The 25,543-nt window shown below is 55.1% G+C and carries 23 protein-coding genes and 1 tRNA gene; 4 read left to right on the top strand and 20 right to left on the bottom strand.

From position 1 onward, the window contains the following. Positions 1 to 11 precede the first annotated feature (11 nt). The 16 genes from AC6IZD_RS15275 to AC6IZD_RS15200 form a co-directional block, all read right to left on the bottom strand. Positions 12 to 581, bottom strand: a complete 570-nt coding sequence (locus AC6IZD_RS15275) for a 4Fe-4S binding protein (RefSeq protein ID WP_497784245.1) — start codon at positions 579 to 581, stop codon at positions 12 to 14. Position 582: 1 nt separating this feature from the next. Next, a complete protein-coding gene (nuoH, locus tag AC6IZD_RS15270; RefSeq protein ID WP_497784243.1) occupies positions 583 to 1,569 on the bottom strand; it encodes an NADH-quinone oxidoreductase subunit NuoH in 987 nt (328 codons plus the stop codon). Next, positions 1,566 to 2,723, bottom strand: a complete 1,158-nt coding sequence (locus AC6IZD_RS15265) for an NADH-quinone oxidoreductase subunit D (protein ID WP_497784241.1) — start codon at positions 2,721 to 2,723, stop codon at positions 1,566 to 1,568. The genes nuoH and AC6IZD_RS15265 overlap by 4 nt, the downstream gene beginning before the upstream one ends. Positions 2,724 to 2,725: 2 nt before the next feature. Beyond that, positions 2,726 to 3,265, bottom strand: a complete 540-nt coding sequence (locus AC6IZD_RS15260; protein ID WP_497784239.1) for an NADH-quinone oxidoreductase subunit C — start codon at positions 3,263 to 3,265, stop codon at positions 2,726 to 2,728. Then, positions 3,262 to 3,795, bottom strand: coding sequence for an NADH-quinone oxidoreductase subunit B (locus AC6IZD_RS15255; protein ID WP_497784237.1), 534 nt, complete (start codon positions 3,793 to 3,795; stop codon positions 3,262 to 3,264). The genes AC6IZD_RS15260 and AC6IZD_RS15255 overlap by 4 nt, the downstream gene beginning before the upstream one ends. Beyond that, on the bottom strand, positions 3,759 to 4,151 hold the full coding sequence (locus AC6IZD_RS15250) for an NADH-quinone oxidoreductase subunit A (protein WP_497784236.1): 393 nt from the start codon (positions 4,149 to 4,151) through the stop codon (positions 3,759 to 3,761). The genes AC6IZD_RS15255 and AC6IZD_RS15250 overlap by 37 nt, the downstream gene beginning before the upstream one ends. A gap of 98 nt (positions 4,152 to 4,249) precedes the next feature. Beyond that, positions 4,250 to 5,653: an NADH-quinone oxidoreductase subunit N gene (locus AC6IZD_RS15245; protein ID WP_497784234.1), complete on the bottom strand. Its 1,404-nt coding sequence runs from the start codon at positions 5,651 to 5,653 to the stop codon at positions 4,250 to 4,252. After that, entirely contained in the window at positions 5,653 to 7,221 is a 1,569-nt protein-coding gene (locus tag AC6IZD_RS15240; protein WP_497784232.1) for a complex I subunit 4 family protein, read from the bottom strand. Before AC6IZD_RS15240 ends, AC6IZD_RS15245 begins: the two co-directional genes overlap by 1 nt. An 11-nt stretch (positions 7,222 to 7,232) precedes the next feature. Further along, on the bottom strand, positions 7,233 to 9,050 hold the full coding sequence (locus AC6IZD_RS15235; RefSeq protein WP_497784230.1) for a Na(+)/H(+) antiporter subunit D: 1,818 nt from the start codon (positions 9,048 to 9,050) through the stop codon (positions 7,233 to 7,235). After that, a complete protein-coding gene (locus AC6IZD_RS15230; protein ID WP_497784228.1) occupies positions 9,037 to 9,306 on the bottom strand; it encodes a hypothetical protein in 270 nt (89 codons plus the stop codon). Before AC6IZD_RS15230 ends, AC6IZD_RS15235 begins: the two co-directional genes overlap by 14 nt. 10 nt (positions 9,307 to 9,316) lie before the next feature. Then, positions 9,317 to 10,810: a monovalent cation/H+ antiporter subunit D family protein gene (locus AC6IZD_RS15225; protein WP_497784227.1), complete on the bottom strand. Its 1,494-nt coding sequence runs from the start codon at positions 10,808 to 10,810 to the stop codon at positions 9,317 to 9,319. Positions 10,811 to 10,813: 3 nt separating this feature from the next. Beyond that, on the bottom strand, positions 10,814 to 11,122 hold the full coding sequence (gene nuoK / locus AC6IZD_RS15220) for an NADH-quinone oxidoreductase subunit NuoK (protein ID WP_497784225.1): 309 nt from the start codon (positions 11,120 to 11,122) through the stop codon (positions 10,814 to 10,816). Then, the gene (locus tag AC6IZD_RS15215; RefSeq protein ID WP_497784223.1) at positions 11,119 to 11,643 is read right to left on the bottom strand and encodes an NADH-quinone oxidoreductase subunit J family protein; all 525 of its coding nucleotides are present in this window, start codon (positions 11,641 to 11,643) and stop codon (positions 11,119 to 11,121) included. The genes nuoK and AC6IZD_RS15215 overlap by 4 nt, the downstream gene beginning before the upstream one ends. A gap of 278 nt (positions 11,644 to 11,921) precedes the next feature. Next, positions 11,922 to 12,455 carry a hydrogenase maturation protease gene (locus AC6IZD_RS15210; RefSeq protein ID WP_497784222.1) on the bottom strand — a complete coding sequence of 178 codons (534 nt, stop codon included), beginning with the start codon at positions 12,453 to 12,455 and terminating at the stop codon, positions 11,922 to 11,924. Beyond that, positions 12,455 to 13,903: a nickel-dependent hydrogenase large subunit gene (locus AC6IZD_RS15205; protein WP_497784221.1), complete on the bottom strand. Its 1,449-nt coding sequence runs from the start codon at positions 13,901 to 13,903 to the stop codon at positions 12,455 to 12,457. Before AC6IZD_RS15205 ends, AC6IZD_RS15210 begins: the two co-directional genes overlap by 1 nt. A gap of 64 nt (positions 13,904 to 13,967) precedes the next feature. Next, entirely contained in the window at positions 13,968 to 14,849 is an 882-nt protein-coding gene (locus AC6IZD_RS15200; protein WP_497784219.1) for a hydrogenase small subunit, read from the bottom strand. Between the two features lie 561 nt (positions 14,850 to 15,410). Between AC6IZD_RS15200 and AC6IZD_RS15195 the strand changes: the two genes are divergently transcribed. Further along, positions 15,411 to 16,415: an AraC family transcriptional regulator gene (locus tag AC6IZD_RS15195; RefSeq protein WP_497784218.1), complete on the top strand. Its 1,005-nt coding sequence runs from the start codon at positions 15,411 to 15,413 to the stop codon at positions 16,413 to 16,415. A gap of 59 nt (positions 16,416 to 16,474) precedes the next feature. On the opposite strand, the gene AC6IZD_RS15190 is transcribed toward AC6IZD_RS15195, so the two are convergent. Both AC6IZD_RS15190 and AC6IZD_RS15185 read right to left on the bottom strand, forming a co-directional pair. Continuing rightward, positions 16,475 to 17,917, bottom strand: coding sequence for a flavocytochrome c (locus AC6IZD_RS15190; RefSeq protein WP_497784216.1), 1,443 nt, complete (start codon positions 17,915 to 17,917; stop codon positions 16,475 to 16,477). A 37-nt stretch (positions 17,918 to 17,954) separates the two neighbouring features. Further along, the gene (locus AC6IZD_RS15185) at positions 17,955 to 19,220 is read right to left on the bottom strand and encodes a PAS domain-containing protein (protein WP_497784214.1); all 1,266 of its coding nucleotides are present in this window, start codon (positions 19,218 to 19,220) and stop codon (positions 17,955 to 17,957) included. A gap of 363 nt (positions 19,221 to 19,583) precedes the next feature. Here AC6IZD_RS15185 and AC6IZD_RS15180 point away from each other — a divergent pair, with 363 nt between their 5' ends. The 3 genes from AC6IZD_RS15180 (at position 19,584) to AC6IZD_RS15170 (ending at position 23,669) form a co-directional block, all read left to right on the top strand. Continuing rightward, a complete protein-coding gene (locus AC6IZD_RS15180) occupies positions 19,584 to 21,128 on the top strand; it encodes an FAD-dependent oxidoreductase (protein ID WP_497784212.1) in 1,545 nt (514 codons plus the stop codon). A 65-nt stretch (positions 21,129 to 21,193) separates the two neighbouring features. After that, positions 21,194 to 21,877 (top strand): cytochrome c3 family protein, encoded by a 684-nt coding sequence (locus AC6IZD_RS15175; RefSeq protein ID WP_497784210.1) that lies wholly within the window; start codon positions 21,194 to 21,196, stop codon positions 21,875 to 21,877. 34 nt (positions 21,878 to 21,911) lie between these two features. Further along, a complete protein-coding gene (locus AC6IZD_RS15170; protein ID WP_497784209.1) occupies positions 21,912 to 23,669 on the top strand; it encodes a hypothetical protein in 1,758 nt (585 codons plus the stop codon). A 478-nt stretch (positions 23,670 to 24,147) separates the two neighbouring features. Here the strand turns inward: AC6IZD_RS15170 and AC6IZD_RS15165 are convergent. Both AC6IZD_RS15165 and AC6IZD_RS15160 read right to left on the bottom strand, forming a co-directional pair. Further along, positions 24,148 to 24,223 (bottom strand) — tRNA-Lys (locus tag AC6IZD_RS15165). Positions 24,224 to 24,424: 201 nt separating this feature from the next. Next, positions 24,425 to 25,456 carry a radical SAM protein gene (locus AC6IZD_RS15160; protein WP_497784207.1) on the bottom strand — a complete coding sequence of 344 codons (1,032 nt, stop codon included), beginning with the start codon at positions 25,454 to 25,456 and terminating at the stop codon, positions 24,425 to 24,427. Positions 25,457 to 25,543 lie beyond the last annotated feature (87 nt).

The following is a 25,543-nucleotide window of genomic DNA, read 5'->3' as shown; positions in this document are numbered from 1 at the left end:
GTAGCACCGAATCAGCCGTTGACGGCATTCTCGGAGGATGCGTGTGCTTCAATTTCGGAACTCTCGACAGCAGGCAGGGCCTTCTCGGGGGCGTGATCACGCAGTCGCGCGATAAGGTCCATGTGGAAGGCCTTGCGATCGAAGCTCACCATGTAGGGATCGTTTGAAAACCGCAGAGCGCTGTGACTGCAGGCTTTCACGCATTGACCGCAGAGGCTGCAAAGCGAGAAATCGAGCGTGAACTGTGCAGGGCTCTTGGAGCCCTTTTGTGGAGCCGGTCCCATCTTCGGCGGATCGCTGACGACCTCGCCTTCCTTAACCGGAATCGGGCAAAGAACAGCGATACAACTCGATGGACACGCCTTGGCGCAGACGCCGCATGCTACACACTTTGGCACGTCTGGGCTTTCCTCTTTCCCGATCAGCTCTATGTGACCGCGATAGGAAGAAAGGTTCTTCACTTCTTCTTGCGGGTAGATCACGGTGACTTTTGGAGCAGCAAATGCGCGTCCGGTAATTCCAAGTCCAATGGCTAGACTCTTCAGCCCCTTCAGCACGTTCTTTATGTTCGTGACCGACATGTTATGACCTCAACCCGGCTAACAGCACGGCCAGCGCCAAGTCGAGCAGCGCCAGTGGTGTTAGCCACTTCCAGCTAATGTTTAAGAGCTGATCGAACCGCACACGAGGGAAGGTCCAGCGCAGCCAGATAATGAAAAGAAGGATGCTGTAGATCTTCAGCAGAAACCACCATGCACCGGGAAGAAACGGTCCCTGCCATCCGCCTAAAAACAGCACGGCAGCAACGCCAGAGACGATAACCATGTTGGCGTATTCGGCAAGGAAGAAAATGCCAAATCCCATTCCCGAGTATTCGGTGTGGAATCCCGCAGTAAGTTCGGATTCGGCTTCCGGCAGATCGAATGGGGCGCGATTCGTCTCGGCTACAGCGCAGACCAGGAAGATCATAAACGCCAATGGGTTCTTGAGCGCGTACCACTGCCATGGCCAGGCACCCTGATGTCCCGCAATGGCATAAAGGTCCAGTGATCCAGCGCAAATGGCCACGGCCATCACCGAGAGCAATAACGGCACTTCATAGGCCACTCCTTGGGCCACGGCGCGAGCCGCACCGAGCAGACTCCACTTGTTGTTCGAACTCCAACCGGCTAAGCACAGAGAAACCACGCCGAGGCCCGAGAACGCGAGGATGAGCACCAACCCGAGGTTCGTTTGTATGGGATTGAAGCGCGGGTCGAAGGGCATTGGCAGGAAGCAAACCGTAACTGGAGCAAATGCCAGCAACGGCGCAGCCCAAAACAGGGTTTTGTCGCCAGCGGCCGGTGTAACCAGTTGCTTGCCCATGAGCTTTACGGCATCCGCCAGAGGTTGTAGCAGGCCGCTAGGGCCAACGTGGAGTGGGCCGGGACGCAACTGAACGTAGCCAGCCACTTTGCGCTCCACCCATACGAGGATGAGAGCGTTCAGTCCGATGAAGGCGAACATGAGCACTAGCCACAAGACGATGCGTGCCGCCGGATGAGCTAGGAGTGAAAAGAATGCGTTCATCGGTCGATCTCCGGGATGACGAGGTCAAGACTGCCCAGAATGGACACGGCATCGGATAGCAGCGTGCCTTTTGCAAGTTCACAGAAAAGGCTCATGTTCGAGAATCCCGGAGCCCGCAGCTTGACCCTATAGGGATTGGTGCCGCCATCGGACCGCACGTGGACGAGAATTTTGCCGCGTGCACCTTCCACCGCAAGGCAGGCTTCGCCTTTTGGCGCTTTGAATATGCGCGGGATCTTAGCGGTGATCGGTCCTTCGGGAATATTGGTTACCGCTTGTTCAATCAGGTCGCAACTCGTTTCCAACTCATCGAGCCGCACTTTGTACCGAGCCATGGCATCTCCCTCGGTGTAAGTGGGGATGCGGAACTCGAGGCGGTCATAGACGCCGTACGGTTCGCTCTTGCGGCAGTCGCTAGCCACGCCGGAACCACGCAGCACCGGGCCAGTAGCGCCGTACTTGCGGGCTATATCCACGGACAGATTGCCAATGCCTTCACAACGACCGCGCAGGATCACGTTGTCGGTGACGAGGTCGCGATACATTGGCAGTCGCGAGCGCAACCGGGCTACAAATTCCATGCAGCGTTTGCTGAAATCGGCTGGCACATCGTCAGAGACTCCGCCAATCGTGAAGTACGAATACGTCAGGCGTGAACCAGTCACAGCCTGCAGGATGTCCAGTATCTGTTCACGGTCGTCGAAGGCGTACATGACTGGGGTAAACGCACCCAAGTCGAGAAGGTAGGCACCCCACCAGAGAAGATGGGATCCAATGCGGTTAAGCTCGGTCACAGCGACCCGTATGTATTCTGCGCGATCAGGGACGACGAGACCGGACAGACGCTCCACGGCTCCTGCGTACGCCCAGTTCCAGGCCATCGCATGCAGGTAATCAACCCGGCCCATGTTGGGCATGAATTGAATATAGGTACCGCGTTCGCCGATCCATTCGTGCATGCGGTGCACGTATCCAAGGATTGGCTCGGCACGCAGGATGTATTCCCCATCAAGTTCCAGCAGAATGCGTAGCACTCCGTGTGTCGAGGGGTGCTGAGGGCCCATGCTGAGGATCATCTTGTCGTCGGTCGGGCCCGGTTCGAAGCGGGCTGAAGAACGGTCGCCACGCATTGCGGTGGAATCAAAGGCGTGCATGATTACTCCTTCGCCCCAGCCGCAGCTTGAGGTACGGGCTTTTCGACCTTGGGAGGCTCTGGCTTAACCAAACCGACCGCGATTAGCCAAGATTGGGGCATGACGTCAACAAGGCCCTTGCGTGCCGTTTCCGCTTTGATCAGCGGATGGCCCTCGAAATCTTCGGGCAGCAGCAAATAATGCAAATTGGGGTGTCCGGTGAATTCGATACCGAAAAAGTCAAAGCACTCGCGCTCGTGCCAGTCCGCTCCGGGATAGATGCCAGAAATGCTCGGCACTTTGGGCGATTCGTGAGGCGCGATCAGGCGCAGAACGAGGCGGCTCTTTCCCTCAAACAGACTGAAGTGATAGGTAATCTCGAAACCTTCCTTCAGGTCCGAGGCGGTGACGTCCTCAAGCAGGTAGCCCTGGTTATCGAGAATCTTTACTGCGTCAACAATGGTTTCCGGACTCAGGCTTACTGAGGCCACCACGCCCGTCGTGGCGTAGTCCATCTCGACAACGTGAGTGGCGCTCATCCCGGCGACACATTCGGGAATCATCGCTGGCCTCCCTCGGGTTCCGGCCACCAGCGCCGACCGGTGATCTTCTCTTGGATAGCGAAGAGCCCTTCCAACAGGGCTTCAGGCCTCGGAGGACAGCCGGGGATGTAAATGTCCACTGGAATAATGGTGTCCACGCCTGTGAGCACGTTGTACTGACCATCAAGCGTGGCAAAGGGGCCGCCTGAGATTGCACAGTTGCCCAATGCCATAACAAAGCGCGGTGCGGGCATCTGCTCATAGAGCCGTTTCACCACGGGAGCGATCTTCTTGTTCACCGTGCCAGCTACGATCATGAGGTCGGCTTGGCGTGGCGAGGGACGGAACACCTCGAACCCGAAGCGCGCCATATCGAAGCGAGCCATACCAACGGCCATCATTTCAATGGCGCAACAGGCGATGCCGAACGTCATGGGCCAAATCGACATGGCTCGGCAGATATCAACGAATTTCTGGACTGCCGGAACAGCCACCACGGGCGGTTGAATCGTGGCTACGGTCGCGGGGCAATCTCGATCTTGCGGGGCCATGTGAATACTCCCTTGCGCTTGAAGTAAACGATAGCGGCGGCCAGCACCGCGATAAAGATCAGCAGCTTGATAGAGGAACTCAAGCCTTGGGGCGTGCCGTAAGAGGCGGCAACGGGAAACAGGTAGAGAATGTCGACTTCAAAAGCCAAGAAGATCAGAGCGTAGAGATAATAGTTAATGCTGAACTTTCCCCACGCTTGGCCATGAGTCGGCACGCCGCACTCAAAGGGCTCTCTGATGGCTCCACCTTTCGCCCGGGGGGCCAGAACCACGCCGGCAATCAACGGACCGCTGGCGAACAACAACCCACCCATGAAGAAGAGCAGGATTGCCGCCTGAAACCAGTTAAACACCATACGACCGTGTCTCCTTGAATCACATCGTAACCACGGTTCAAACATCGTCGAGTGATATCGCTCACAATCCTGTGTGACGAATCACAGGTTAGGGCTACTTACGGATGCAATGCAGCGGCTGCTCTCACAGCCAGTCCATAAACCGTTGTCGGCAGCATGCCGACGAGCAGAACAATCACCGCCAGTACGCTGCCAAACACGAGGTGGCCCTTGGAAAGGCTCAGTGCCGGAGCCTCCGATTCACCTGTGTATGCGTGGCGTACCATGCCGAGGTAGTAGTAAATCGAGATAGCCGTATTGAGCACGGCCACGATGACCAGCCAGTGATAGCCCTGATCCCAAGCTGCTGAAAGCAAAAACAGCTTGCCCGTGAACCCGGCAGTTGGAGGCAGTCCGACTAGAGCAAAGGCCGCCACAGCCAGAATCATTGCTAGCGCGGGGCCACGGCGGTAGAGGCCATTCAGATCGTCCAAGGTCGGATTCTCACCACACGGCGACACCGCACATACGACGAAGAAGCAGGCCAGATTCATCAGTATGTAAGCCAGGACGTAGAAACTAGCCGCCGCCAGTCCTGCAGCCGAACCTGCAGCCAGGCCAAGCATCACGTACCCGGCATGGGCCACCGAGGAATAACCGAGCAGGCGCTTGAGATCCCGCTGAACTAGCGCAGCGAGATTGCCGCCAGTCATGGAAAGCGCACCGAGAACGGCAAAGAGGTTTGTCACCTGCATGCCCGGAGTAAACAGGGCCGCCAGTCGCACCAGCACCAACACGGCGCCCAGCTTCGGTATGGTAGCGACGTACGCTGCGGTTTCGTTCTTCGCGCCCTGATAGACGTCCGGGCACCAAAAGTGGAACGGAAAGAGCGCCAGCTTGTAGAAGAATCCAGCGAGAAAGAGTGTCAGGCCAATCACGGCCAGCGGTGCGTCGGCAAAGCTCCACGAGGACGAAGCCATCACCGCCAGATAGGTGGTGTGCTTGGCCGCCATGATGTAGGACAGACCGAACAGAGCCACGGCTGTTACCGCAGCACCGAAGAGGATGTACTTCACGCCCGCTTCAGCGGCGCGCCGATCCTTGCCCCGGATGGGAATCAAAGCATAAAGACTGTACGAAGACAGCTCCAGCGCCAGATACATCGTGATCAGCTCAACGCACGACGCCAACACCATGAGGCCCCAGGCGGAGACGCCGAGCAGCATGAAGTAATCGGGAGTGAAGTCCTCGGAATCACGTTTGCCCCATGCGATAGCCGTGACGATTGCGAAGCCGGCGGCAATCGCGAGCTTGAAAAACTGGGACAGGCCGTCGAACGAATAGATGTTGTAGAGTATCTGCCCCCGCACCCCGAGCGAGACGGCAGCCATGACAACGCCAAGAATGGCTGCCCAAGGTAGCCAAGACAGCACAGAGCGCTTGCGTCCGCTTAGGCTGGCCACGAATAGCATGCAGATGATTCCGAGCAGCCACAGTTCCGGCAAAAGCTTGGTCGTGATCATTACGGGCGCTCCTTCTGGATTGGGTCCCGGCCGTCTGCTACGGACAGGTTGGGCAGGTGCAGACGCTGGGCGAGGTTCCGGTCCTGAAGGCCCATTGCGGTGTTCTTGGTTTTCATTGTGGCGAGGACGCGTTCAATGGACGGCTGCATAGTGTTGATTGCCAATGCCGGTGCCAGGCCAATGTAGAGAACGAGTGCGGCCAAAGGCGCCAGAGTGACCCACTCGCGAACTCGCAGGTCCGACCAGGACGGCTTGAAAGAAGTTGGCGCACCCCAAGTCACTCGCTGAAGCAAACGCAGCATATAAGCGGCGGCCAGCATTGCCCCAGGTATCGCTGCAAACCCAATCCAGACATTCCCCTTGAAAGCGCCAATCAACACGAGAAGTTCGCCAATGAAGCTGTTTGTTCCGGGGAAGGCCAGCGAGGACAAGGAGAAGAGTCCTAACAGGAACATGAAGGCGGGCATGTGCTTGCCCAAGCCTTGATTGTCCGCAATCTCCCGACTGTGGCTACGCTCGTACAGCAGTCCCACCATCATGAACAGAGCCCCTGTGGTGATGCCGTGGTTGAGCATCTGCAGGATAGCCCCGGAAATTCCGCTCACGCTGAAAAGGAAAATGCCAAGTGTGACAAAGCCCATGTGTCCTACTGACGAGTAAGCAATGAGCTTCTTGATATCGGTTTGTCCTAGAGCAATACAGCCTCCGTAGAGGATGGACGCGATGGAGATCGCGATCATCACAGGCGCCGCCACGACCGAGGCGGCCGGAGTCAGCGGCAAGCAGAAGCGCAGGAAGCCGTAGGTGCCCATCTTGAGCAGAATCGCGGCGAGCAAAACGCTACCCGCTGCTGGAGCTTCCACGTGAGCGGCGGGCAACCACGTGTGGAAGGGGAACATGGGAACCTTAATGGCAAAAGCCAAGGCCATCGCCAGGAACGCCCACATCTGGAACTTGAACGAATAGCTCTTCTCCATAAGTTCGGGGATGGAGAAGGATCCGCCGACTTGTCGGAACGCCACGATTGCGGCCAGCAGCAAAGTCGAACCCGCGAGCGTGTAGAGGAAGAACTTGATCGAGGCATAACGCCGACGAGGTCCGCCCCACACGGCAATCAGGAGGTACATGGGAACGAGCATGGCCTCCCAGAAGACGTAGAACAGAACAAAATCCAAGGCCGCGAACACGCCAATGCAGGCGGAAGTCATCAGTAGCAGGCAGAAATGAAATTCTTTGACGCGCTTGCTGATGTAGGTCCAGGACCCGAGCACGCACAGCGGCAGCATGAGCGCGGTCAACAGGACCATGTAGAGGCTCAATCCATCCAGCCCGAGGTGGTAGGTCATGCCGAGGGCCGGAACCCAATTGGCCTTCTCTTCAAACTGGAACGCAGCACCTTGTGGAGCATAGGAGAGCAGTCGTAGGCAGAGTGTGCATTCCAGAATGCCCACGACCAAGGTCAACAGGCGTATGGTCCGCTCCTGGCGCAAGAACAGCAGAACTGCGGCGGCCGCGATTGGCAGCGCGATCAGCAGTGTCAGCACCGGAAAGCCGAATTGCATCGTCATTTGTTAGTCCCTTAAAGCTTCACAAACCAGACAATCACGAAAATGATCAGGCCCAATGCGACGGCAGCAGCCAGATAATCCTGGATCCTTCCGGTCTCAGTCCGGGCTATTGCCACACCGCCGTCCTCGCGGACTGCGCGAGCCAAGCCATCCAGCACTCCGTCGATCACCTTGCTGTCGAATGCACTCGTACCACGCCCGATGCTGAGCAATCCCCGCAAGCCGATGCGTGCATAGACTTCGGTCCAGATGTTATCCAGGGCCGCTACAGGAACACTTACGACCTTGATGAACCCGCGACCGATCAGCCGATACAGGAAGTCGAAATCAAGGTTGCGGCTTGGGTGTGGAGGGATAATCCTTCGCATCAGGTAGAACCCGAGGCCCGTGAATCCAAGGAGCAACGATGATTGCAGCACATGCCACGGCGTATAGGGCGTGTACTCCGTCGGGAACGGCAGCAACTTGTACAGCGTGCCTGGGAACAGGCCGATGAACAGACAGAGCAACGACGCGATACCCATGCCGAGATACATGTTCCAGGGAATGGGCTTCAGCGGCATGTCATTTTTCGGCCTGGCCCAGAACGCGAAGTATGGAAGCTTGATGCCGACGGAAAGGAATGTGCCCACGGCGGCAAGTTCCATGGCAAGAGCCAGCCATGTGTGATGGGCTTCCGCCGCGCCAGCGATCGTCATCGTCTTGCTTACGAATCCGTTGAAGAGCGGCATGCCCGAGATCGACACGGCGCCCACCATGTAGCCGATCATCACGAGCGGGAGTCGTGACGCCAATCCGCCCAGCTCGGTCAGCTTCGCTGAACCAGCCGAATAAAGCAGACACCCGACGCCCATAAAGAGCAGGCCCTTGTACAAAATGTGGGCATAAGCGTGGGCGCAGGCACCATCGACGGTCATCGCTGTCCCGATTCCAATGCCGCACACCATGTATCCGACCTGCGAAACGATGTGGTAGGACAAGATGCGTCGTGCGTTGTTCTCAATCGTGGCGTAGAAGACGCCATAGAGACACATGACAGCTCCGCCGATGGCCAGCAGTTCGAATCCAGCGAATCCGCGCGCCAAGACATAGACGGCGGTCTTCGTCGTGAAGGCGCTCATGAATACTGCGCCTGTAATGGTGGCCTCGGGATAGGCGTCCGGCAGCCACGCGTGCAGCGGCACGAAGGCAGCGTTTACAAGGAAGCCGACGAGAATGACGTAATCGAAGTAGCGGGCCGCATCGGGAGCAACGGCGGTAAATGCGAAAGTGCCCAGTGCTCCGTGGCGCAGAAGAAGGCCACCCAAGAGGAAGAGTCCACCGAAGATATGGAAGAGGAGATACCGGAATCCGGCGGCGGTGGATGACGGGGTGCGACGCAGCCAGACCAGGAACACCGAGCCAATGCTCATCAGTTCCCAGAAGATGAACAGCGTGAGGTAATCACCCGCGAAGACGCTTCCAAATGCCCCGGCTACATAAAGGCATGCGGCAATGTGCTGGGCGCGATCAGAAACATGCAGGGCGTAAATGAAGCCAATCAGTGACTGGATTGCGAATACGTGCGCGAAGACCAGCGACAGCGTATCCACGCGGCCCATGTGCAATGTTTGACCAAGGTAGGAGACTACAGCCAAGTCCCTTGGGCCCGAGTTGGTCATGGTGAGTGCGACCACCGCGCCGATGGCCATCACTGGAGGAAGCAGTAGTAGCCAGCGCCAAATCTTGTGTTGGCTATTTTTCAGGAAGACCAATATCCCGGCCAATACGAGGAAGCCAATCGCAGGGTGCAAGAAGAAGTGGATACCGAGGTGCTCAAGGCCGTTCATTCGTATCCTCCTCGGGGCGAGCAAGAATTGGGTAAACGATTTTTTTGAGCACCACGACCATAATCACTGCTCCTGCCAACGCAAACAGCGCCCAGAAGCCAGGCAGCTTTTCGGCGGCAAATTCCGCCTCATATGGCAGAATCAGGAAATTGAGCAAAACCATCGCGGCCAGCACCACAAACAGCAGGATCTTGAAGGTGCCTGCCTTCTCCCGGGCCGCTTCGAGCCAACTTCCAATTAGCTTAGGTTCCTGCATACCGTTCTCCCTAGAATCGGCCAAACGAGTTCACGAGCGACGTGAACAGTGTCGGAAAGAGTCCCAGTGCGACTGAAATCGCCGCCGTCAGGCACAACGGCACAACCATGACGAGTGGCGCTTCCTTGAATCCGGAATGATCCACGCCGGGCGCTGGCGGACGGAAAAAGGCGCGGTAGATCACAGGCACGAAATATCCGGCGTTCAACAGAGTGGAGGCGAGCAACGCCAGAAGCAGAATGTTATTGTGAATGTCGATGGCGCCGTTGGCTAGATACCATTTCGTCACGAAGCCGCAAACTGGAGGCATGCCGATCATGGAGAGCGAGGCCACCGCAAATGCTCCAAAGGTCCACGGCAGCTTGCGGCCAAGTCCGTCCATGAGCGGAATCTGCTTCAGATGCGTCGCGACGTAGATGGCACCGGCGGCGAAGAACAAGGTAATCTTCGCGAACGCGTGGTGAGCAATGTGCAGCAGTCCGCCCTTTACGCCGAGCGGAGTGAGCATGCCTACGCCGATGATGATGTATGAGAGTTGGCTCACGGTGGAGTAAGCCAGTCTGGCTTTGAGGTCATCCTTGGTCAGCGCAATGATCGAGGCAACCACGATGGTGAATGCGGCCAGATAGGCAGTGATGAGTCCCAGTCCGAGGCGAGCAAGCAAGTCCACGCCAAAAGCTGACAGCATGATGCGCGATACGGCGAAGACGCCAGCCTTGACCACAGCAACAGCGTGCAGCAATGCCGACACCGGAGTGGGCGCAACCATGGCCGAGGGTAGCCAATTGTGCAGAGGCATCAGTGCGGCTTTGGCTAGTCCGAAGATGTAGAGGAAGTAGGTGATTGTCACCAGCGTCGGATTCGCATCCGGCGGGAACATGCCCTTGGATATGTCGGCCAAATTGAAATCCAGCGTGCCACACTGAACGTAGGTCAGAATCATCGCGGGCAACAGAAAGAGCTTGCTCGTGCCCATTAGGTAGACCAGATATTTGCGTGCACCCCGATACGCCTCTTCGTCCTGATGGTGGGCGACCAGCGGATAGGTGCAGATAGTGATCACCTCATAAAAGAGATACAGGGTCACGATGCTGCCCGAAAAAGCCACACCGACAGCGCCGAAAATGGCCAAAGCAAAGCAAAAGTAATAGCGCGTCTGGGCATGCTCGTTCAGTGAACGCATGTAGCCGACGTTGTAGCAGGTGGCGAAAAACCAGAGGAAAGTGGCCACCAAGCCGAAGATCAGCGACAAGCCATCCACGGCGAATCGGATAGAGACACCGGGGAAGAAACTCAGCAATTGGCAGGTCCAGACCCCACCACGCAATACCGCCGGGACCATCGAAACGATGCTGGCAAAGGACAGTGCTGCAGCAACGAACGAAACCGCCTCGCGGAGGTTAATGTTTTTGCGACAGAACCACAGGGCAAAGGGTGCCAGGAAGGTGATGCCCAGCGGAATCAGGACCCGGGCGCTTTCGATTATGAGGGAGGTGGCTGGCATGAACTAACCCTTGAGTTCCCGGGGGCCGTCAGCGTCGGCATTCCCGAAGCGTTTGGAAACAACTAGCACGATGGCAAGGACGAGGGTGGCTTCGGCGGCTGCCAAGCCCATAACAAGCAGAGCACCGAGTTGCCCTAGAATGGCGTCCGTCGGGGTGAGCTGCGCAGCGGCCACAATGGAGAGCCCCGCACCGTTGAGCATCAGTTCCACGCCGATCAGCATGCCGACGAGGGTTCGCCGGGAGACCAAGGCATAGAACCCCAAGCCCAGGAGCAGTACGGCTACGGCCTGGTAATAGACGAGCGGATTCAATTCGGGCCTCGCTTTTCAAAGGCTAGCAGCACTGCGCCAGCTATCGCGGCCAGCAGCACCACTGAAATGAGTTCAAAGGGAAGGGTGTAGGCCCCGAGCAGTCCAGCCCCTAGTGCACTCACGGGTACATCCTTCGGCGTCTGCGCCCCAGTTACCCCGTAAACCCGCAGCATGATCAGCAGCAGGATGGGCAGCAGGAAAGCCGGTATTGCGCGCAACATTCCACGCCAGCCCGGACCGGCAGCTTCTTCGCCTTGAGCCGATGCACGAGTTAGCATGATGGCGAAAAAGATCAGCACACTGACGGCGCCGACATAGATGAGGATTTGCATCAGAGCAACGAACTCTGCCAGGAGCAAGAGGTAGAGACCAGCCACTCCGAACAGGCAAGTGACGAGTCCAACCATAGCTCTGACGAGGCTACGTGAAGTCACTGCAAGCCCGCCGCCCACCAGAATGATCAGTGTGTAGAAGGCAAAGGCGATGTGACCGAGAGCAGGCATATAGTTCCAATGGGCCAATCTACAGCCTCCGAACTATGGCTTGGGAACAGGGCTCGCAAACAAACTAATCTTGCCAGTTGAGTTCCCAGATTGAACTGTTAAGTGAGTTTCTGCTGATTGTTTATACCACAGGAGTTTTCAGACTCTAATTCGATAAATGAATAAATAGCGGGTTAGGGTTTATCGGCTTCACCCACAACGTGAACACCCTGCGTTTTTATAGGAACTTCTTCTTAACAAGGGGCACCAAAACGTTTAACCCGATCATTGTTTTAGGCCGTCATTGCACAGGAATGTCATTCCTGTGCGGTTTCCGTCGAGCTAGGTTGCGATCCTTCGCGTATCGTGGCCAGAACTACTTCGGTCACTTGCGCCACAAGAGGCTGAAGAGTTTCGCTTAGCTCCATACCAAACTTGATCTCTGCTGGTTCTATTCCAAAAATAACAATCTCCTTCGGCTTACTGAGGATCAGAGTGAGAGATGAGAGAAAAGTCATCTCGTGCATGGAGGTCAATCCTGAAGGCAGATCAGATGCAGATGGTTCCAGTCGATACAGTGTGCCAGGTTTTGATCCTGCCTGCATCGCATCAATGGCAATGATGATGTCAGCCCTCTCGAATAGGTGAAGCGCGTCGAGAACCGCCGTCCCCACCTCAACTGCTTTGCATCGCTCCGGAACTCTGCCCTGTAATTCGCGGATAACGTGAATTCCAATGCCATCATCCTTCATTAACTCGTTCCCGAGTCCGATGACGAGTACGCGCGGTGCCCGCGTCTTGAAGACACGGACACCCGCATGAGCTTTGGACGGGTTGATTGTTTTAGACATTACTTGAGATCCAGGTTTATTGCGAACACTTTTGAATCCTTCCCAGGACGCATGACGTGCACCGCACACGACATGCATGGGTCAAATGAATGGATCACCCGCAAGACCTCGATCGGGCGAGCTGTGTCTTGGACTGGCGTGCCCACCAATGCCTGCTCCAGCGGTCCACGCGCCCCAGCGGTGTCCCGCGGAGAAGCGTTCCAACAAGTTGGAGTGATGACTTGGAAGTTCGCAATTGCCCCGCTGGAGATGCTAATCCAGTGTCCAAGAGCACCCCGAGGAGCTTCCGTAAGGCCGAATCCGGAAGCGTTCGAAGGTGTCGTGTAGGTGTTGTAGACGGCACCGCTTGAAGTAAGTTGCTGCACCCACGACTGCAAAGCGTTTGCGACTTTGATGGCTTCTTGTGCTCGTGCCATATGACGATCCATCACGGAAATCCCGTGGCGATAATCGCCATTCATCCACATTCGGGCCAGAGGGCCTGTCTCGTATGGAGTTCCGCTGTAGCGGGGCGCTTTCAGCCATGAATAGCCGTTCGTCTTTGGATATTGCGGCGCCGTTACGCCCGATGAGGGGTTCAGATTATTGCCGCTGTCCGCATACCACGCATAAGTGACCTGCTCAGTGATTGCGGTCGTGCTTACAGACTGTACAGTGGTGGAGCCGTTCGCGACGTGGCCACCTGTCATTAGTTTGTTCGTACCGGTGGAGTCCAGATCGAATACGCCGTACGAGAGAAGATTGCCGTATCCACGGCCCACATTGTAGTAATCGGAATAGTAGTTTGCGATCTTCTGAACATCACCCAGGTACGTGTTCTGAATGAACGTAATCAATTGCGAAATGTAGTTCTGGAACGCCGTAATGCGCGCTGCGCGCGGAGTTGTAGTGAACCCTCCGGGAACAAAAGCCGGTGGATGCGGCAGCTTGCCTCCGAAAAGAGATCCCATCTCGTGAGCCTTGCGGCGCATGTCGAGAGCAGTCAGATAGTTTGTATGCAATGAGTTTGCATCTGCGCTGCCCGCAGCGATTCTCTGATCCACATTCCAGTTTGGTGTCCAGGGAGCCATGGCGCCCGGTCCGTCTATGAAGTCCAGTAAAGCGAGATGGTAGAAGTGCAGGATGTGCGACTGAAGATAATTCGCGCCGAGCACCAGATTACGCATGATGCGCGCATTGTCTGGAATTTTCACGTTTGCTGCATTTTCGAGCGTCATGCAGCCTGCCATGCCATGCGATACAGGACACACCCCGCAGATTCGCTGCGTAATGTCGGGCGCATCCAGCGGATTTCTTCCTACGAGGATCTTCTCGAAACCACGGAATAGAGTGCCCGATGCTTGTGCGTCGATAACTTGTTGAGTGCCATTAACAGTGTCTATGGTCACTTGAACTTTGAGGTGGCCCTCGATGCGTGTAATCGGATCCACACTGATAGTTACAGCCATGTACAACAACTCCTCTGAGTGTTCCTGCTTAACTAGAGCAGGCCAACACGTCTTTGGGCGCTCGTTAGCGCATCGGTGATGTGGGGAAATTCGGGCTGGTGCAGGACAAGCACTGGCTGTTGGTATTGGTGCAGAAATTCTGACCGTTGTTCCAACCGATGCTGGGGCATTGTGCGTTCGTCTGTGGTCCCTTGCAGCCTAGACTCTTCAAACAATGGTTGTCTTGACCATACGCGGTGGCCAGTGACGTTCCTCTGCGTGGGCAGAGGCTGTGAACGCTGTTGCCATAGAGGGCTTTGGGGCGACTGTTGGAATCTACAGTGATGGTCGCGCCGGATATTACCTGGCTGATGGCCCAAACAATCCAGTCGGGATGGGCGGGGCAGCCGGGAATGTTGAGCACTTTCTTGCCGGTCGCTGCACTTACAGACTTTATGCCCGCAGGATTTGCACCGGCGGCTGCAATACCTCCAAACGACGCGCATGTGCCGACCGCGATGATGCTCCGTGCTTTAGCCGCCAGATTCTGCACCGCGGTCTGCATTGTTACCGAAGATCCATTCTGAGACCATGCCCATCCCGCGCATCCGTTGTACGCGGTGGGAATTCCACCTTCGACAACAAGGATGTAATTACCCGATGATTGTGCCGCCTGAATGACGGATACTGCCGTGTCACCAGAAGCGCCCATCAACGTTTCGTGATATTGCAGATTGATCGTATTGACCAGAAGGTCGCCGACCGAAGTTGGCGATGTATTCGAGACACGGTTCAGCAGAGAAACTGAGCAACCGCTGCAAGCGGCCGCCTCCAGCCAAATCACGCTGGGAGCTGTGGGGCTTGCGAAAGCATCCTCCCAGCTCGATAGCACAAACGCGGAAACTCCGAGGGCCGCAGCGGCATTTCGCGAGAGTTCCAGAAAATGTCGTCGGGTTATAACTGCCATTAAATCTCCTTCAATACATGAATAAAGGCCTAAACAGAGCGCCTCGTAAGGTCGAGAACATGGGTAGGTTCTTTGCCCCAGCCCGTTCGTTACAGTTGATGAGGCCGTGCTTTGTTGCTGCAGTTTTCAGTTGCAATCTCTCGTTGGTTGCACGGTACAGAGCAGCAATTCGGGTGCCGAAGGAACTACAAAGCTAAACAGCTGAGTCGTTGCCGCTTATCGAAATCTCGATTCGTTACTCAATGCAGGATTTGCACTTGGGGGCGATATTGCTCACGGAACTGTGACAAACGTTGCGGTAGATGCGGTAGAAGTGAAGTATCTCCGCAAGAGCTATCGCGCATTCTTTGCGCGTGTTCCGTCCTTTGGGTCCTAAGGTGTCCATCCCGCCCAAGCAGAGTAGTAGCGACTCGCCTTCATGAAGTCTCGGCGCAGTTCGCATGTAAAATGTCGTGATCTGCATATCGGGGCAAGTGACAATTCCGTAAACTCGTAATGTAGGTTGAGTACGAGCCCGAACTGCCCAGCATCGCACGCTAGCACCCAAGACGGTTAACACATATGTATAAGCATTTTCGAGTGTCAGGCAGCATGTTCAAGAAGCTAGAAGAGCTAGGCGTGAGTACTTCCGCTGTTCTTAGGAGGGCTGGATTGTCGCAGCATTGCGTCAGAGAGCCACGCGTGCTTCTAAAGACAGAAGAGCTTCATGCATTCTGGCGTGCCATTGCTGAGATCAGTCCCAGCCCAAGCATCGGATTGCAGTTAGGTACAGAGACGAGGATCGAGCGGTTTCATCCGCTTGGCGTCGCTACGCTCTCGTCGGAGAACTTGGGCGAGGCGATTGACTGCATGGGTCGTTACAAACCGCTCACCTGCCCGGAAGAAATCATCCAGGAGAGAGACAACGACGAGTGGAGCATTCAGTTCCACTGGCTGCTCGCAGACGAAGAACCTCCGATGTTTATCGAGTGCGCCTTCGCCTGGGTACTCTCGATTGCTCGCGTCGGCACAGGGTCTCGCATGACGCCTCTGCGGATTGAACTGATTCAGGAACGAAAACACTTGAAGACCATTGAGCGGCACTTCGGGTGTCCCGTCATTTGTGGTGTTCGGCGCAATGCGATTGTGTTTCGTGCAAAAGATGCCGAACTGCCGTTCGTCACGAGGAACGCTGAATTGCTTGGCCTGTTGGCTCCACAATTCGAGCAGGAACTGAAGCAAGAAAACTTCGATGAGGACTTCGTGGACCGGGTCCGCATCGCCATTCAGGAAAAGCTTACGGGCCGTCGTCCGACTATCGAGGACATTGCTGATGCGCTACACATGAGCTCACGCACCATGCAGCGGCGGCTTCAGGAAGAAGGCTCAAGTTTTCAGAAAGTGCTTGAGGAAGCTCGGCATCAACTAGCCCGCCAATATCTGAACAACTCAGTGCTTGAGTTGAACGAAGCGGCGTACCTGTTGGGCTTCAATGATGCGAATTCATTTGTTCGTGCCTTTCGGACCTGGGAGGGCGTTCCTCCAGCCCGCTGGCGCGAGATGCAGCGTGCGAGGGCGGTGTCATAACACAGATGTGCATTACTGGTTAGAACAGAGGGTGGGGCGTTCAAATCCTCTCGCCCTACCTACAGCTTTCCTGAAGCGCCGGACAGAAAGCGCTCGTTTTCCTTCTTCTCGTTCGCGGCATTTGCACCAGCAATTCTTCCAAATACAACGCACTCAGTCGTCGCCATTCCGGCAATACGAGATGCACCATTGATCCCGCCCGTCATCTCTCCTGCCGCGTATAAGCCGGGAATGGGTTCATGATTCTCGATTTTCAACACCTGTGCTCGCGTATTGATTTGGATACCGCCGTTGCAATAGTGAACTTTGGGTCGAAGTCGCATTACAAAAAACGGAGGAGATACTGTGAATCGCTTTTGAGAAGTCAACGGCTTGCCAAGTTCCGAATCGGTTCCCATCAGCACGGAATTGTTATAGGCATTTATCGTCCGCTGCAGATTTTCCTTGTCGATGGACTGACCTGCCACAAGCTCATCGATGGAATCGTATCGCTTGACTACGTTCCTCTTAAGACTCTGCCGCAAGTACGGGTATTGCTGTGCTGCGTCTCCGCCGACGATCAGAATCGGAATTCTTCCAACCATCGACATATGCTGAGTTCTTGAAAGGCGATCGGTAAGCTCATTTATGAATCGTTTACCAGTAGCCGCATCCACCAGGATTCCATGGGGGAATCCAATACAGACGCCAAACAGAGCTCCCACCCCAAAACCTTTCTCATCCGCCGATGTCCAAGGACCTAACTGGATCCATGAAAGGTGGACGGGAGTCGCACCAGCCTTCAGCGCTATCACCAGTGCTTCTGCGGTTGCCCCAGGATGATTCGTTGTGTCGAACTCACCATTCAGACGCGGATCTTGGGTCGTGCGAAACCCAACGTCTTGGGAAAATCCTCCACAGGCAAGGATTACAGCTCGTTCAGCCTTCAACGTCTCTCGCTTCCCGCTATCATTCTTTGGGAAGCTATAGTCGTTGGCCACATCGACGCCGATTACCCTACCATGCTCATCTTGTATCAATCCCTTCAGAGCACAGCGCATGCGTACCGAAATACCTAATTCACGGCACTTCACAAGCATCGCTTGAACGATTGTTGCGCCCCCCCCCATACTGGAGGCAATGCTGTAGGTTCGCGGTACGGAATGTCCGCCACCATGAAGCAATGAATCATTGAAGGTGATGCCAAGATAGTCTTGCATCCATAACAGTGCTTCGCTTGACTGTTCGGTAACCACTTTTAGAAGCGAGGGATTGTTAAGGCCCTTTCCTGAAGCCAACATGTCATTAGCTAACCGAGCGGGTGAGTCAACGATATGCGCAGTTGCTTGAAGCGGGGAATTTGCAACGGCCGTCATCCCGGCACTAATGACTGAATTGCCGCCCGGAACTCTCATTTTTTCGATGACCACGACGTTGCACCCTGCTCGCCGTGCCTCAATCGCGGCAGATAGACCTGCAAAACCGGATCCGATCACTATCACATCAAAAACTTCATCGAACACTTGGGCCATCCTTTCGGCCGATAAAAGCACAAGGGCGTCAAAGGTTGCAGGTTGACAAAAAGCCGTACAGACTCACGTCTCTTGATCCGGAAAGTCCGAGCTTCTTTCGGATGTTTCTCCGGTGAGTTTGGATTGTGTCAAAAGACAAGTTCATTTCTGCACAAATCTCTTTGCTACCAAGCCCTGCTTGAATGAACTTACATATCTTAAGTTCAGTCTTGCTCAGTCTGAGAACTGCTGGAGACACTTCGGCCTCCGTTCCCTGAGTGAGCGACACCAGTAAGCACTCGACATAATGCAAGCAATGAATATGTGATTCACTCTTGAAGTCAAACTCGAGCTTATGCAGTGCTGGAATAATGTCATTTGCTATTGTGCGAGAGATTTTCCCTATGAGATCACGTTGCTCATTCTGGATATTCTTCAGCACGTTTCGCAACGTTATATTTGCCTCTTCGGTGAGAACCTTTTCGGCAAGCAACTGTTGCTCAAGTCTCTTTTGCTCAGAAATATCTTCAGTGATTACGATCCAGAGTTGCTTGTTGTCATGATAAATCTTGCTGACCGTGAACACAGCGGGAAATGTGCTCTTGTCAAAGTAAACTCCGGTTAGTTCTTTGCTAACGATTTGGTACTCTTCAAGAGTGTCTAGCAACGTGGTCAGCACGTGCTGGTCATCGTCGCGGCATAGCGCCCGAATATGGGCGCCGACGATATTGTTTTCGTTACGGCCAAAAATCTCACATGCTTTCTGATTTGACTCGACGATCTCGAGTTCGTCATCGACCACGATAATCCCCTTGCCGACTCCTTGAAAAACAGTCTGCAAGAGCTTTTGCGATCGCTCCAACACCATGGTCCGTTCTCGAATGTGGTTCTCCAGCTGAGAACGGTAGGTACTCAGATAGGTGATGTCGTGGAGGATTAGCAGATAGCTGTTGCTGTCATCTTTGCCGTTTTCGAGGCCAACCAACCGTATATCAAATACTGAATTAGTGGATTTGCATGTGTAGGTTCTTGCGGGGGAACCCGGTGCCAATTCAGTATCTGAGAGTTGGTCCTTGGCACCGTCGAGGTCGATGCACTTGAACCCAAGAGTATTCCAGAAGGGACGTCCTACAGCTGAATTGTGTGGGAACAGCTGGGCAGCTTTATGATTTGTCCGTATGACTTTGCCGTGACTGTCCGTGATCATTAGGACGTCTGTTGCTGAATCAAAGACTCGCTCGAAGACTGAATCCCGAAAATCCCCGTCGAACCTCTGCAGTTCATTTCCGATTGTCTCTATGTCTGAATAGTTCAACAGCCAATCTCCGACAGACTGCGGAAAACAGATTGCGATCGTCGTACGAGCAAGCACTCAACTTCGTCCAGCGCCCATCGACTGGGCACCGCAAGCGTTGTACCTCTCTACGGCAAGAATTCGTCCAGTAGTAATGCCGTACACAATTTGATCGTTGTAAGTCAGAGCCTACCACGGATCAGGGACATTGGGTATAGAGGAATACCCGAAAGTCCCCCAATGTTTCCCCGCTGAGCTGATGCCGTGCGCGGGTACGCTTGTGCTTACTTGTCAGGTGTCGCCGGATACTGTGTGTGACTGAGTTTGCAGAGCGGTCATGGAAGCTGTGTTCACGCGAGAAGTACCCGATACGGAGAAGAATAAATGTCTAATAATTCTAATAATGTCAGTCGTCGCTCTCTTCTAAAATCCATCGCCGCGGGAGCAGCCGCTGTAGGTGGTGGCCTCGCCCTTAACATGGCCGTTCCCGGACTTGCGGAAGCAGAAGTTCGGAAGCTTCCGGTCAAGTGGGATGAAACTTGGGACGTAGTGGTAGTGGGTTCCGGTTTCGCCGGATTGGCCGCGGCGGCTGAAGCAGCGGGTGCCGGCGCAAAGGTTGTAGTGCTTGAGAAGATGCCGGTGTATGGTGGTAACTCCATCATCAACGGTGGTGAGTACAACTCTTGGGACGATGAGTTCCACCTTCGCCAGAAGTTAGGTCTGGGCGAGGACAGCGTCGAGACGCACACCAAGGACACCCTGAAGGGTGGAGATTTCTTTGGTAGCCCCGAGCTAGTGCAGATCATGACCGAAGGCGCCACCCCTGCGCTGAATTGGATGATTGACGATGGTGGCCTGCAGCTCCGTCAACTTGTGAACCGCACCGGCGGACACTCCAAATACCGCACGCACACCTGCGTTGAAGGCGTTGGCCGTGGCTACACGGAAGCCTTGCGTAAGATCGCCGAGAAGCGTGGCGCGAAGATCGCTCTGAACTCCACCATCACTTGGATTTACCGTGCCGATGCCGAGCCGACCAGCCCTGTGCTGGGCGTAGAAGTAAAGCGCGGCAAGAAGGTGCTGAACATCAAGGCGGCCCGTGCCCTGGTTCTGGCCTCCGGTGGATTCAGCCGCGACGTTCCTATGCGCATGATCTACAACCCATCTCTCGGCCCCGGCTACAGCTCCACGAATCATCCGGGCGCGACCGGTGAAACGATGCGCTACGCGCAGGCTGTGGGCGCCGAAGCCATCCACATGGCGTTTATCCAGCTCTATCCGTATGCTGAACCGGAAACCGGCATGTTGGATTCAACAGCCGTGTATCCCTTCCGTGGACCCGGCTTTGGCATCGTCTACGTGGACAAAAAGGGCAAGCGTTTCGTCAACGAGATGGAGCGCCGCGATGTGGTCTCCCGCGCCGAACTGAACACCGGCATGAAGCCGACCTTCTCGATCTTCTGCGAAGCCATGGTTCCGAAGATGGGTACCAAGGAAGAGGTCGAGGCGGGCGTGCAGCGCGGCCGCATCAAGAAGGCCAATACTCTGGCCGAATTGGCTAATCAGCTGGGCATTCCAGCCGATGCTCTTGAGCAGACCATCAAGACGCACAATCAGTACATGAAGGACGGCAAGGACCCCGAGTTCAACCGTAACTTCACCAACGTGATGATCCCGATCGTGGAAGGCCCATTCTACGGCATTCCGCAGTGGCCCGCCGTGCACCATACGATGGGTGGCGTGCGCATCAACACCAAGGCACAGGTGCTCGACATCTGGTCGAAACCGATTCCGCACTTCTATGCGGCCGGCGAAATCACCGGAGGTATTCACGGTGCAAACCGCCTCGGTGGTAACGCCGTGATCGATGCGACGGTGTTCGGCCGTGTTGCCGGAACCAATGCCGCCAAGGAGCCGGTACTGAGCTAGGCATCTGCCCGCGCGAGGCCCTCCCCCTGCAAGCCCGGGTCTCGCGCGGTTATGGATCCCAACTTATGAAGAGATTCTATTTTTTCCTTATTCCGTGTTTGATACTGGTCCTTTGCGGCACGTTCTACGGGGTGAGTGATCCCTGTGCTGCCTGCCACAAAGACATGACCAAGGTGCTTCCCAAGGGGCACGCCGAAGTTAGCGGCGGGTTGGCGCAATGCGTCTCCTGTCACAACATCGGCCATTCCGGCGAAGCGGAAAAGAACGCTTTCTCGACGCTTATACACCAGCGCCACGCCGCTAAACAGAAACTCGAATGCACGACTTGCCACGAGTTCGTGCCCGGAAAGAGTTTCGGACTTATCGGAACGTCAACCCATTGGGATCCAGTCAGCAAGGAAGATCTTGAGCTAATGAAGCAAAAGATGACTTCCTGGGCGTCTTCTGGTTTCACTGACAACTTGCACTTCAAAGCGCAAGTGGATTGTGCAGGATGTCACGGCAAGCAGTTGCCGGTTTCCGACGCAGCCGTCGAAAACTCACGCTGCCTTGCTTGTCACGGTCCAGTCGAAAAGCTAGCCGAAAAATCCGCCAACAAAGAATTTCCCAAGCGTAATCCGCATGCTTCGCATTACGGCAGTGACATCGCGTGTACGAGTTGTCACCATGCCCACGACTCTTCTGAGGTCATGTGCGCTGGGTGCCATAAGCTCTGGAAACTTAATGTTCCGGGCGCGGCAAAAGAATGATGTCGTCTTGTCAGCAATTTTGTTAGGAGGAGCAGTGAAAGGTAAGTCACTGGTACTGTTTATCGTCCTCATTCTAGTTGCATCGTCTGTTGCTTTTGCAGCAAATGGCAGTGCAAAGAAGAAAACGGGCAAAAAGCCTGTCGCAACAAGAACCACAACCAAAAACGAAACGGCTGAAGAGCTGAAACTGCTCAAGCAAAAGCTAGCGGCAGCCGAAGGTAAGATTGATACTCAGCAATCGCAAATCGATCAGTTGCAGCAGACGTTGAAACAGAGCATCGAGGTCATTCAATCTCAGAGGACCGACGTCCAGACCGTGAGCACGCAGGCCGCCTCGGCCAAGCAGGAAGCAGCGCAGGCCACCGCGCAAGTTGCCGAGGTAAAAACGGCGATCGCAGCTTCAACCGAAACTGTAAAAGCCACAGAAAAACGCGTCAAAGATCTGGAATCCCCCGCAACGATTCATTTCAAGGGCGTAAGTCTTACCCCGGGAGGCTTTCTCGAAGCCACCTTCATTGCACGCAGTCGCAACGAGAATGCCGATGTTGCGAACAGCTATGGTGGAGCACCCCTCGACGGGACCAGCAATGCTAACCTCACCGAATTTCGTGGGACCGCCCGCGCATCGCGTATGACTTTGCTGGCTGTAGGCAAGGCCAAGGGCGCTACGCTGAGCGGTTATTACGAAATGGACTTTCTTGGCGCGGGTCCCACTTCAAACCAGGTCCAGACCAATGCATTCCTTCCTCGTCTGCGTCAGGCTTGGGGACAGGCGGAACTGCCGGGTGGGTGGACAGTCGCAGCCGGCCAATATTGGACGCTGCTGACGACCAGCCGTAAAGGAATCGCACTCCGCGGGGAATTCATCCCCAACGTTGCTGATGGCAACTATGCTGTGGGCTTTAACTTCGTGCGTCAGACCGCCGTACGCGTGACCAAGAAGTTCAGTCCGCTCGCGACTGCAGCTATCGAAGTAGCCAACCCCGAACAGACTTACTCGGCCAGTTTTGTTCCCGCGAACATTCAGGGACTTGCCGATGATCCCAACGCTGCTGGTGGCGTATTGCTCTCGCCGTATCTCAAGGGATACAGCGCTGGACAGTCCACCAATGTTGCTCCCGACCTGATTGCTAAAGTCGCTTTCGATCCAGCTTTCGGCCACTATGAGATCAAGGCCCTCGGCCGCATCTTCCGTGACCGCATTGCCGGAACAACTGGGGTTCCTGGTGTCACGAATGTTAGCTACGGTGGCGGCATTGGTTTTGGCGCCATACTGCCTGTGGTCCCGAAGAAGGTCGATGTCGTTCTTGAAGGTCTGGCAGGCCGTGGCATTGGACGCTACGCAACCGGCAGCATGCCCGACGTTACGATCAATCCTGTGAATGGTAAGCTGCTCCCGCTTCGCGCAGCTCACTTCATGGGCGGGATCGAGGTTCATCCGAGCCCGAAGCTGGACATCTATGTCTATGGCGGAAACGAATATACCGGACGTTACGACCTGAGCGGGCTCCGCGGCGGTGCAACTGCCGGATACGGTTCTCGTCTCACTCCGTACTCCACCGCCTGCGTCGCGAGCAACGAAGTCACCATGAACAGTTGCTCTGGCCCCAACCGCGACATCTATGAGGTCACGGGCGGCTTCTGGTATCGCTTCTACAAAGGTTCCTACGGCACTTTGCAATACGGTAACCAGTTTGCCTACTTCCATCGCTCACTGTGGAGCGGGATAGGCACATCCCCCACTGGAAACGATGCCGTGGGATTCTCCACGATACGGTTCTACCTTCCGTAGTCCGTTCGTGGAGCATTCTCAGCAGTAAGCCTCGTCGGGGCGGATCTTCGAGCCATTCTGATATTGAGATGGCAAAGGGCGTCCGCCCCGAGGTGCTTCTGGAACGGTATGTCGAATAGCTACATAGCAAACCAGTCGTTGCAAGCGCAATGTAAGCAAGAACAAGATCGCATCTATCTCAGATTCGAATGGAAGCGGAAGAACTTCTCTGCAATTCAAGATCCCGTCAGCGAAAACACTCGCCTCGTATTCGCGAATAATTAAGTCAGGTATTCGAATTCAACAACTCTGCGACAACCGCACTCGAGCGGCTCGTCATGCAGCAAAGATAACTCCCCAAGGCTGATGGCCAGACTGAAAGAACTTGGCAAAAAGCCGAGTAGGTCAGCGTCCGCTTGACCCCGACAATGCTCGTATGCGTACCTGCACTTCACAGTGCGTTGTAAGCGGTTAATAAGTAACTTGGATTTGATTTAGATGGTGAGCGCGGAAGGAATCGAACCTTCAACCTACTGATTAAGAGTCAGTTGCTCTGCCAATTGAGCTACGCGCCCTTCTTTGAATTGTGTGCGGACCGAAGCAGAGGATTGCATTGGACCGGCTTGTTTACTGCGGCACTGATTGGCTCAGGAACCTTTTTGATATTAGCAAACGTGTTTAGATCGTGCAACGCATTGACTAACTTAGCTGTGGAAAGATGCTGGATTCTTTCAAGTTTCTCTCGCGCGATCGAGCAGTTCGCGAAGTCGTCCGTCCTAATCGCTCTGAATCTGGATAAGTTCGCCTACCTCACCTGATCGCGGCTGCGGCTGCAATGTCTGTGGCGATCTCCAAAAGTCGATATAGCTCACCTGGTGTACGCAACTCACCGTGCAGTTCGGAGCGCATCCCTTAGCCGTGCGGAATTCGCGTTTAACGTCGGCTTTTGTGTACTGCATCAGGGGCACACCGGGGTAGCCACGCTGTTGTGAGCAATAGTGCACCAACCCGTCTTCGCAGATATACACGTAGCGTGCGCCTGCCCTGCATCGCCACTCATTCGGCTTCCCATTCGCGATGTTCGTCTGAAACCAATTGAACCGTGAGTAATTCTTGCGAGCGAGATTGTGCATCTTGAAGAAGACTTCGCGTTCTTCTCCATTCAACGGTCGCAATTGCCCATCGCCGTCGTGAATGATGCCAACTGTCGACGTAAAGCCTAGCTGACGTGCACGACGTCCGACCACAAGCGCATCGTGAGGATTATGAATGCCGCCCCCGACGACGCTATTGATGTTCACGTGAAACTCCGCGTGCTCGCTCAGCAGTTGAAGCTTCTTGTCCAGAACTTTCAGGCTTTTCTTCGAAATGTCATCCGGCATCACATTGTCGATCGATATCTGCATATGATCGAGTCCAGCCTTGTTGAGTCGCTGGATACGCTCGGCAGTCAGCAGATAACCGTTCGTAATCATGCCGGCAATCATTCCGTTCTTGCGAATGCGCCGAATGATGTCATCGAGATCGGGGTGCAGAATTGGTTCGCCGCCGCTGATGGTGACGATCGAAGTGCCCAGGCGCTTCAGTTGGTCGAGGCGCTCGTACATTGTTTCCAGCGGAACAGGCTTGCTGGTCGCGTCAAATTCATTACAGTAGGCGCAAGCCAAGTTGCATCGCCGCATGGGGATGATGTGCGCCATCACGACGTGATTCGTATCCATCAATCCATGGGCAATCATGCCCAGTTCTCTCAAGCGCCGTCGTGCGGCGATCCAGTTTCGGCGAAACCCCTGTTTCTTCTGGGACATAGACGTGGAATCCATTACATCATGCGCTCCGTCCCACAGGCAAAGCTATGCGCGTCAGAATGGGCAATTCCGGCATCGAAGCGCAAC

The organism is Koromonas humicola, assembly GCF_059726255.1.
This window is presented reverse-complemented; position numbering and strand designations above follow the sequence as displayed.